General features: G+C 56.2%; 2 protein-coding genes. One reads left to right on the top strand and one right to left on the bottom strand.

Annotation, left to right across the window (positions count from 1 at the left end):
- Positions 1-1,523, bottom strand: a 1,523-nt coding sequence (locus B3Y70_RS02285) for a TonB-dependent receptor family protein (protein WP_288589120.1), incomplete at its 3' end; no start/stop codon positions are given.
- A 547-nt stretch (positions 1,524-2,070) separates the two neighbouring features.
- Here B3Y70_RS02285 and B3Y70_RS02280 point away from each other — a divergent pair.
- On the top strand, positions 2,071-3,247 hold a 1,177-nt coding region (locus B3Y70_RS02280), incomplete at its 3' end, for an alginate export family protein (RefSeq protein ID WP_288589119.1).

Raw genomic sequence — 3,247 nt, 5'->3', positions numbered from 1 at the left:
CTGGTTTCCGGATCTTCGTTTGCCCTGGCACCACCTCCGAGAGGGGAGAAACCCCGGTGCACACCGCCCAGAACCTGCCAGCTTTGGGTCAGGTCGTAGGTAAAGGAAGCGCCGGGCAGGAGTTCAGCGCTGTCATTGGCGCGGGTGCTGTCGATGGTTGTGCGGCCGGGATCCGCGTATTGGGTGCGACTGGTCTGCACATCTTCGTAGCGCAGGGCCAGATTAATGCTGAGCTTGTCCGTCGCCTGCCATTTGTCGAGTGCCCAGAAGCTCAGGGCTTCGCCGGTCTCGAAGCGGTTGTTGCTGCCCGTTGGGGCCACGCTGTTCTGGAACACCAGGGAGCCATTGACCTGGTCGTACACATCCACCGGCTGGAAGCGATCCATTTCATCTTCGTGGGCGCGGGCGCCGAAGTCGAATTCGTGGTTGCCAATGTTTACATCGAAGTTTGTCTGCACGCCCTGGGAGACGTACTCTCTGGCGTTGTTCTTGTAATTCAGGCCGCTGGTGTCAACGGTACCGTCGAGAATACCCTGGGCATTGGCGTCACCGGCGTTTGCCTGGTCGATGATGTTTCCGGCGCCACTGAGCTTGTACCAATTGCGTTTGAAGTCGTTGCGATAGAGGGTTGTGGTGCTGCTTACATTGTCGCTCCACTCGAACTGATGAGTCAGGCTGACACCGGAGTGAGTATTATCCATCTGGTCGGGACTGGAAAGCCCGTAGCGCCGGTTGGGGTCCTGGTTGAAGTCCGCATCCGTCAGTCCGACATAGGTCGAGTTGGAGGTTTCCTCGGAATACTGCAGCTTGGCGGTCACGCTCTGGCGATCACCCTGCCAGCGTAGCTTGCCGACATAATCACTGATGTCGAAGCCACTGTTGCGGTTACTTCGGTCAATGTCCTTGAAGCCTTGCGCTGAGCGCTGGACCGTTTCAAACAGGTAACCCCAGTCACCGTTCGTGTCGCCATAGGTTGCATGAACGTCGGTGGAGCCGCGCTCGTTGGTGACGGCTTCGACGTAGCCCTTCTGCTCGTCGGGAATGGGTGTGGAAATCAGGTTGATCACGCCGCCGGTGGTTTGCGGACCATAGCGCAGCAGCGGGGCACCCTTGAGTACTTCCAGCGAGGACATGCGCTTGAACGTCGGGAAATAATAGGCGGCCGGATTGGAGTAGGGCGCCGGGGCGATCAGAACGCCATCTTCCATCAGTGTGACGTTGCTGCTGCGCTCGGCGGTGGCACCGCGAATGCCAATGTTAGGGCGCAGGCCCTGACCTTCCTCTTCCCGTACATACACGCCCGGGACGGTTTTCAATACCTGGTTGATGTCGGCCTCAACCTCGGTTTTCAACTGCTGATCGCCAACTACATAGCCTGACCCCGGCAGAGTTTGGGCTGCAGACGCATCGCCAATGATTTCCAGGGCTTCAAGGGTCTGGGGCTGGTCATCGCCAGCGGCAGAGCCCATGGCTGGGGCCAGGCTGATCGCCACAGCCAGTGATAGTTGGGAAGGTCTAAACATACGGTTGTTCTCCGTTATCATTGAATTTGCCGGATGCAGGTGATAATGATTAGCATTACATTTCGAAACTTTATGGTTTTGTAGCTATTAAGTCAATAGCCAATTCTTATGGGTCGAAACGTGTCAACAGGCTGAAAACCGTCAACTCCCGCTTTTCCTTTATCGACCGAGAGGATTGTTCAGATAGCTTGCGGGTATGCCGATGCTAATGACGTCAACACCCTGCGCCATGGCCCGGTGTTCAAGCCGGACGCCGAGTGAAACCGCTTGAGGCAGAGTAGGGTCTGGCCAGCGCGCCGGCCTTCTCAGCCCTGGAGAATGCTGTGAGTGCCTAGGGTGTGCGGGTAATTCTATAAACTAGAGGTTGCCGGGGAGGGTCACTAGATTTACTCTAGGCTGTGTATAGGGTGCGAGTCAGGCTCAATCTGACCGATATCAAGGTTGCCACGGACATAGGCGCCCTAAACTGAATTATCGACTCATGAATGAAACATTGACTCCACTCACCCCTTATACGGCCACAGAAGGTACCACTAGGATGAAAACGATGCTAACGCCGCTCACTGCCAGGAAAGGCCAAAGAAACCAGAAGTCGTTGCTGGCCTTGGCCATTGGTTCACTTCTGGCCTCTTCCGCGACGCCTGTCCTGTCCCAGACCCTTACCGACGCCTTGACCGGGGGAGCGGTTTCGCTTGAAGTTCGCTACCGTTACGAATTTGTGGATCAGGACAACCCTCTCGATCAAGCCCATGCTTCCACCGTTCGAACCCGACTGGGGTACCGGACTGGTGATTTCCAGGGGTTTGAGGTGTTTGCCGAGGCGGAAGATGTGACCGCTGTGGGGAATGAGAACTACAATAGCACCATTAATGATACAACCGATCACTCAGTGGTCGCTGATCCGACGGAAACCGAAGTCAACCAAATTTACGTACGTTACAAAGGCCTTCCGGATACCACACTGACCTATGGTCGTCAGCGCTTTGCTCTGGACAATCACCGGTTTATAGGCACGGTTGGCTGGCGCCAGAATGAGCAGACCTTCGATGCCTTTATCGGCGCCAACGAGTCGCTTCCAGACACGACGATTACAGCGGGCTATCTTTACAATGCTAACCGGATATTCTCGGACGCCAGCCCGAATGGCAATTTCCCCATGCAGTCGCCGATTCTTAATGTTCAGTATCAGGGGTTGGCCGCCGGAACCCTTACCGCCTACGGATATCTGTTCGACTTTACCACCGCAGACGTCAACTCAACCCAGAATTTTGGCTTGCGATTCACTGGTGGCACCGATGTATCGGAAGACGCCAGGGTCCTGTACACCCTGGAGTACGCAATCCAGAAAGACTATGCAGACAACCCGCAAAGCTTTGAGGCCGCTTATTGGCTGGCGGAAGTGGGGCTCGCAGTCTACGGCCTGACCTTTAAGGTGGGTATGGAGACTCTGGAGTCGGACGACGGCCGGTCATTCCAGACGCCTCTGGCGACGCTTCACGCGATGAACGGTTGGGCCGACCAGTTCCTGGTCACCCCGGACGATGGCCTGCAGGATCTATACGTATCGGCGGGTGCCTCAGCAAAGGGGGTCAAGTGGCTGGCCGTTTATCATGACTACAGCAGTGACATCAATAGCCTGAGCTATGGCTCCGAGCTGGGGCTGCTGGCTGTCTACCCGATCAACAAGCACTACACGGTGGGTGCCAAGTTCGCCAGCTATGCCG

This window comes from Marinobacter sp. UBA5687 (assembly GCF_002420325.1).
GTDB lineage: Bacteria > Pseudomonadota > Gammaproteobacteria > Pseudomonadales > Oleiphilaceae > Marinobacter > Marinobacter nauticus.
This window is presented reverse-complemented; position numbering and strand designations above follow the sequence as displayed.